9 protein-coding genes are annotated in these 6,705 nt (G+C 50.1%); all 9 read right to left on the bottom strand.

The window, feature by feature from the left end; all coding sequences use genetic code 11:
• The coding region (locus H511_RS0101185) for a GTP-binding protein (protein WP_027250670.1) at nt 1-405 on the bottom strand (405 nt) is incomplete at its 3' end.
• Between the two features lie 105 nt (nt 406-510).
• Nucleotides 511-2,607, bottom strand: a complete 2,097-nt coding sequence (fusA, locus tag H511_RS0101180; protein ID WP_027250669.1) for an elongation factor G — start codon at nt 2,605-2,607, stop codon at nt 511-513.
• A gap of 87 nt (nt 2,608-2,694) precedes the next feature.
• Complete coding sequence (rpsG, locus tag H511_RS0101175) at nt 2,695-3,165, bottom strand: 30S ribosomal protein S7 (protein WP_027250668.1); 471 nt, start codon at nt 3,163-3,165, stop codon at nt 2,695-2,697.
• Nucleotides 3,166-3,263: 98 nt separating this feature from the next.
• Entirely contained in the window at nt 3,264-3,638 is a 375-nt protein-coding gene (gene rpsL, locus H511_RS0101170; RefSeq protein ID WP_004399892.1) for a 30S ribosomal protein S12, read from the bottom strand.
• Between the two features lie 179 nt (nt 3,639-3,817).
• The gene (gene tusB / locus H511_RS0101165) at nt 3,818-4,108 is read right to left on the bottom strand and encodes a sulfurtransferase complex subunit TusB (protein ID WP_027250667.1); all 291 of its coding nucleotides are present in this window, start codon (nt 4,106-4,108) and stop codon (nt 3,818-3,820) included.
• Nucleotides 4,109-4,150: 42 nt separating this feature from the next.
• The gene (gene tusC, locus H511_RS0101160; protein WP_155804770.1) at nt 4,151-4,507 is read right to left on the bottom strand and encodes a sulfurtransferase complex subunit TusC; all 357 of its coding nucleotides are present in this window, start codon (nt 4,505-4,507) and stop codon (nt 4,151-4,153) included.
• Between the two features lie 14 nt (nt 4,508-4,521).
• Complete coding sequence (gene tusD / locus H511_RS0101155) at nt 4,522-4,914, bottom strand: sulfurtransferase complex subunit TusD (protein ID WP_027250665.1); 393 nt, start codon at nt 4,912-4,914, stop codon at nt 4,522-4,524.
• Nucleotides 4,911-5,600, bottom strand: coding sequence for a helix-turn-helix transcriptional regulator (locus H511_RS0101150; RefSeq protein ID WP_202602059.1), 690 nt, complete (start codon nt 5,598-5,600; stop codon nt 4,911-4,913). The genes tusD and H511_RS0101150 overlap by 4 nt, the downstream gene beginning before the upstream one ends.
• A 253-nt stretch (nt 5,601-5,853) precedes the next feature.
• Nucleotides 5,854-6,660 (bottom strand): FKBP-type peptidyl-prolyl cis-trans isomerase, encoded by an 807-nt coding sequence (fkpA, locus tag H511_RS0101145; RefSeq protein ID WP_027250663.1) that lies wholly within the window; start codon nt 6,658-6,660, stop codon nt 5,854-5,856.
• Nucleotides 6,661-6,705 lie beyond the last annotated feature (45 nt).

Here is a 6,705-nt window from a genome sequence, read left to right as displayed (position 1 = left end):
CATGAACACGATGATGTAAGGGATACCAACCTGACGACCCAGCAGGATGTGCTCACGAGTCTGTGGCATTGGGCCATCAGTCGCAGCAACAACCAGGATACCACCGTCCATCTGAGCAGCACCGGTGATCATGTTCTTAACGTAGTCAGCGTGTCCTGGGCAGTCTACGTGTGCGTAGTGGCGAGTCGGAGTATCGTACTCTACGTGAGAAGTAGAGATAGTGATACCACGCTCACGCTCTTCTGGCGCATTATCGATAGATGCGAAGTCACGCGCAGCACCACCGTATACTTTAGCCAAAGTAGTACAGATAGCAGCAGTCAGAGTGGTTTTACCGTGGTCAACGTGGCCGATAGTACCAACGTTAACGTGCGGTTTCGTACGTTCAAATTTTTCTTTAGACACGATCGTGTTCCTTCCTAGTTGTGATTCGCCCCACATATTGGCGGGACGCGTCAGAAGTTGTATTTTATGCGGCAACCGAAGCTGACGCAATATTTCTGCTAATGTTTAGCCGCGTTCAGCGATGATTCCATCGGCGATATTCTTCGGAACTTCAGCATATTCGCTGAACTCCATCGAATAGGAAGCACGGCCTTGGGTAGCAGAACGAAGATCCGTTGCATAACCAAACATCTCAGAAAGCGGAACATGGGCACGGATAATCTTCAGCCCGGCCGGGCCTTCGTCCATACCGCCAATGATGCCGCGACGACGGTTCAAGTCGCCCACCACATCACCCATCCAGTCTTCCGGAGTGGTTACTTCAACTTTCATCATAGGTTCAAGAATGACAGGTTGCGCATCAAGTGCACCCTTCCTGAACGCCATAGAACCGGCGATCTTAAACGCCATTTCGCTCGAGTCAACATCGTGGTATGAACCATCGAACAGCGTCGCTTTGACGTCCAGTACCGGGTAACCGGCAAGGACACCATTTTTCATCTGCTCTTCGATACCTTTGGCAACGGCACCGATATATTCTCTCGGTACTGCGCCACCGACGACTTCGTCGACAAAGACGAAACCGGCATTCGGCTCTGAAGGCTCAATCTTCAGCCAGACGTGACCGTACTGGCCGCGACCACCAGATTGACGTACGAACTTACCTTCCACTTCCGTTTTGCCACGGATAGTTTCACGGAAAGCAACCTGAGGCTTACCAACGTTACATTCAACGCTGAACTCACGCTTCATACGGTCAACGATGATATCCAGATGAAGCTCACCCATACCCGAAATCAGGGTTTGGCCAGATTCTTCATCGGTTTCTACCCGGAATGATGGATCTTCTGCAGCCAGTTTACCCAGTGCAATACCCATTTTTTCCTGGTCGGCTTTCGACCTTGGTTCAACAGCAATCTGAATCACTGGCTCAGGGAATTCCATCCGCTCCAGAATCACTTTGTGTTCTGGATCGCACAGAGTATCACCGGTAGTAACGTTCTTCAGGCCAATTGCTGCCGCGATGTCGCCAGCTCGAACTTCTTTAATTTCTTCACGCTTATTGGAGTGCATCTGAACGATACGGCCAAAGCGCTCACGCTTATCTTTCACCGTGTTGTAGACGCTATCGCCTGAATTCACAACACCGGAATAAACACGCATAAATGTCAGAGTGCCTACGAACGGGTCAGTTGCGATCTTAAACGCCAGCGCAGCGAAGGGTTCTTCGTCGCTTGAGTGGCGGATCACTTCATTGCCATCCATATCTTCACCACGGATTGCTTTTACTTCCGTTGGCGATGGCAAGAATTCCACAACCGCATCCAGTACAGCCTGAACACCTTTGTTTTTAAATGCAGAGCCACAGGTTGCCAGTACGATTTCATTGTTCAGCGTACGCTGGCGCAGACCGGCTTTGATTTCATCTTCTGACAAGGTACCTTCTTCAAGGTACTTATCCATCAGCTCTTCTGTTGCCTCAGCCGCTGACTCAACCAGATTGGTATGCCATTCTTCGGCCAGCTCTTGCATGTCTGCCGGAATGTCTTCATAGGTGAAGCTCATGCCCTGATCGGCTTCATTCCAGTTGATCGCTTTCATTTTAATCAGGTCGATCACACCTTTGAATTCTTCTTCCGCACCAATATTCAGCTGAATAGGTACCGGATTTGCGCCAAGACGGATTTTGATTTGCTCAATTACACGCAGGAAATCAGCCCCTGCACGGTCCATCTTGTTAACGAAGACCATACGTGGTACTTCGTATTTGTCAGCCTGACGCCAGACGGTCTCAGACTGAGGTTCAACACCGGATGAGCCACAGAAAACAACCACTGCACCATCAAGTACGCGCAGAGAACGCTCTACTTCGATAGTAAAATCAACGTGTCCTGGGGTGTCGATAATGTTGATGCGATGCTCAGGAAACTGAGCGTCCATACCACGCCAGAAGGTTGTAGTGGCAGCAGAGGTAATGGTGATCCCACGCTCCTGCTCCTGTTCCATCCAGTCCATGGTAGCTGCACCATCGTGTACTTCACCAATTTTATGGGAAAGACCTGTGTAAAACAGGATACGCTCGGTAGTGGTTGTTTTACCGGCATCTACGTGAGCACAAATACCGATGTTACGGTAACGCTCGATAGGAGTTTTGCGAGCCACGGTTGAATCCTCTTACTAAGGTTATCCTTAGAAAATGGTACGGGCGCAGCAGGCCAAGCCTGCTGCGCCCATTCGCTAATAATGAAATTACCAGCGGTAGTGTGCGAACGCTTTGTTCGCTTCTGCCATACGGTGAACGTCTTCACGTTTCTTAACAGCAGAACCTTTGTTGTCGGCAGCGTCCAGCATTTCAGCAGCCAGGCGAGCAGCCATAGATTTTTCACCACGCTTACGCGCAGCTTCAACCAACCAACGCATAGCCAGAGCATTACGACGCACAGGACGTACTTCTACTGGTACCTGGTAAGTTGAACCACCTACACGGCGAGATTTAACCTCTACCGCTGGGCGAACGTTATCAAGAGCTTTTTCAAAAATTGACAGGTGCTCTTCACCAGAGCGCTCAGCCATTGAATCCAGTGCAGTGTAAACAATTTTCTCTGCAGTAGATTTCTTACCGTCAACCATCAGGATGTTGACGAATTTTGCCAGCAATTCAGATTTGAACTTAGGATCTGGAAGGATCTTACGCTGACCAATTACGCGACGACGTGGCATGGAAATTCTCCGTTGTCTTCTTCAGGTTTTATCCAAAACTTTTCAGTTTTTTCAAAATTACAAATAATTTAGTGTTTGGCCTTACTTAACGGATTCCATTAAGACTTAGGACGCTTCACACCGTACTTAGAACGACCTTGTTTACGGTCGTTAACACCCGCACAGTCAAGTGCACCACGAACAGTGTGGTAACGAACACCTGGAAGGTCTTTAACACGACCACCACGGATAAGAACAACACTGTGCTCTTGCAGGTTGTGGCCTTCACCGCCGATGTATGACGTTACTTCAAAACCATTGGTCAGACGTACACGACATACTTTACGCAGTGCGGAGTTTGGTTTTTTTGGAGTAGTAGTGTATACACGAGTACATACACCACGTTTTTGTGGACACGCTTCTAGCGCAGGCACGTTGCTCTTAACAACTTGCTTTGCACGTGGTTTGCGTACCAGCTGGTTAATAGTTGCCATTAAATAGCTCCTGATTATTTACTTTCGTAAAGGTGAAAAATCTGCCTCCCAACAACAGGAGGACGCGAAATTTTAGGCGTCGGACTATAAGGTGTCAAGATATATACAGCGATCACATCTATGATCATTTCTTAACCACCCTCTTTCCGGCCGGTTGAATCCTTTTTAACCGCAATTATTCAGGCCCATTTCATGCAGTTAGGATGGCGTACCGTCAACGCCACCAACATGTCATGATCAATCACTTCCACATCCGCAGTAACCCGCCCGGCCAGGCCTCTCGCCAGTATATCCGTCTCCAGTACGTACACGGCCGCCGCTTGCTTCAATGCAGAATCAAGCTGCCCCGGCGCAGTGGCGGCAACAACGCCATCTTGCAGCAACACAATTTCATCACCGGGTAAAAGTTGAGCAACGCACTGCTGTAATGCCCGATTTTGAAAAGGAGAAGAAAAAATCATGTGTAACATAGAAAGTCCTGAAAGCTGCCCGCAGCATGAGTTGCGGAGAAACTAGTAACTGAGAATTTTCTGGCAACGGTGCAGTCTGGCGGTCAGTTCCTGCGGCGAAAGCAGCTCCGCCTCGATCAGCAAATCATCCAGTGTGAGCCCGCGCTCCGCCATTGACTCGCGGCACACAAACACCTCTTCCAGATCATACAGTGGCAGCATTTTAAAGGCGGCGCTGTATTCACGCCCCAGTACCGCTGTACCCTGCTGATCTTTGAGCAGTTGCCATACCCCATCACCAATAAAGAACAGTTGCAGCTCTTCACTGTAAGCAGAAGTTGCCAGCACGGCATCTAACCCTTCACGGCCGCTGTTAAGACCGTGCGGCACAGTGGTAAAAACAAATCCGACAGACATAATACTTCCCGGGACAGTTAAAACTGAATCACGCGATCGGCGCTCAATAACACTTCGGCCAGGCCGCCCAGCCCGGCCTGTTCAAAGCCGTCGGCCAGATTATGACCCGGCAGCGCATTCTGGCTGGCTTCGAGTTCGCTGACCACCCCGCGGCGCAACGCGGCAGCCACACAGGTTTGCAACTCGACCTGATGCTCACGGCCCAGTTGCTGCCAGGCGGCCAGTAAATCAAACTCATCCGACGCCGGTGCAGTCAGTGCAGAGCCGTTGTGAACCCCATCCTGATAGAAAAAAACCCGTTGTAACCTGTGCCCATTAGCGATGACGGCCCGGGCAAACTGATAGGCGCTGCGGGCATTCTGTGAACCGTAGGCCGGTCCATCGACCACCAGGGCAAACGTCAGGCTCATTTTTCGCCATCCTCCGTTTTACGCTGGCGTATATATAAGTAGACAGTGTGCTTGGAGATATTCAGGCGGTCAGCAACCCGGTTGATGGCATCTTTAATATCGAAGATCCCTTTGTCGTACAGCTCCATCACTATCTGACGGTTTTTGGCATTATTCGAAACATTCTTGTCGGCATTGATTTCTTCGATCGTGCGCTCAACCGTCTGATCCACCAGCTCATCGACATCGCTGGCAAAATTCACGCTGGAAGCGGCCTGCTTGGCCTCATCGGTCGGCATGAAAGATTGCAGAATCTGGGAAAAAGGGGCATCCAGGTTAACGTTGATACACAGCAAACCTATGATATTGTCATCGGCATTGCGGATCGCAATGGTGATGGACTTCATCAATGCGCCACCCTTGGCACGGGTGAAGTACGCGCGGGAGAAATTGCGCTCGGACCCTTCAATGTCACGCAGCATGCGCAATGCCAGATCAGTGATCGGCGAGCCCACTTTGCGGCCGGTATTTTCACCGTTGGCAATTTTGATCGCCGAGGTATTCAGATCGGCCAGTGAATGCAGCACTATTTCACAAAAAGGCCCTATCAGAGTAGCCAGTCCATCAACCACGGCTTCGTATGAGCGCAATATAACAAAGTCGTGCTCAGTAAAAGTACGGGTCTCTATTAAGTCACTTTCCACCATGACGTCAGTGCCAAAGTTATCGGTCGATACCACTTTCAGTCTTCCTTGCTTGTTCCCGCTCCACTGGTGTTGAAGGCAAGCTTCGATTTAAACGAAACGGGGAAAAATTCAATTCTTGCTTGCAAGTTTATCAGAATATGAAAACAGGTCTTCAGAAAATGAAATTTGCAGCGCACAAAACTGATCCTAAATCAGCGCTGTAAATGCAAAAAGCCCGGCATCGGCCGGGCTTAACGGGGTCATAAACGAGGGCTTACTGATCAGCCGTGGCTTCTGCGTCCTGATCCGCTTTGACAATATCCAGCAGCTCAACCTCAAATACCAGGGTAGAGTTGGCCGGAATGCTTGGGTTAGCTTGTGAGCCGTAAGCCAGCTCTGGCGGGATCACAAACTTGAACTTAGAGCCGACCGGCATCAGCTGCACGCCTTCCGTCCAGCCCGGAATCACCTGGTTCAGCGGGAACGTGGCCGGTTGGTTGCGCTTGTATGAGCTGTCAAATTCTGTGCCGTCAATCAGCGTACCGCTATAGTGCACCTGCACTGTATCGGTTGCTTTTGGCATTTCGCCGTTACCTTCAGTTTCAACCTGATACAGCAGGCCTGATTCGGTTTTCTTCACGCCTTCCTGTTTTTCGAAATCAGCACGGAAATCATCGCCAGCTTTGGTGTTCTTTTCCGCTTCTTCTTTGGCTTTGCTCGCCATCATGTCAGAGACACGCTGATCCAGATCCTGCAGCGCCTGCTGCGTTTCTTCCTGGCTCATGCGGCTGTTACCGGCAAAGACATCGCTCACCCCAGCCAGTACATCTTCTTTTTTCAGATCCAGACCCAGCTCTTTTTGCTGTTCCAGGTTAGCTGACAGATATTGCGCCAGTGAAGCCCCGATAGCATAAGCCGCTTTCTGATCATCAGACTCGAATGCCTTTGCATCTGTCGCAGCCTGCTGCTCAACTGCCACTGGTTCAGCTGTCTCTGCCGGTGCTGACGTTTTCTCATCCTGACAGCCTACCGCCAGCAGAATTGTTGCTGCCAGCACAGACATTTTTAGAACTGGTTTCAGAACTGGTTTCATGTATCTCTCCATTTATTCAGAGTCTAAGCTCTT

It is taken from the genome of Photobacterium halotolerans DSM 18316 (genome assembly GCF_000425165.1).
GTDB classification, from domain to species: Bacteria; Pseudomonadota; Gammaproteobacteria; order Enterobacterales; family Vibrionaceae; genus Photobacterium; species Photobacterium halotolerans.
Note: the sequence above shows the minus strand (reverse complement) of the source record. Positions and strands in the feature narration are given on the sequence as shown.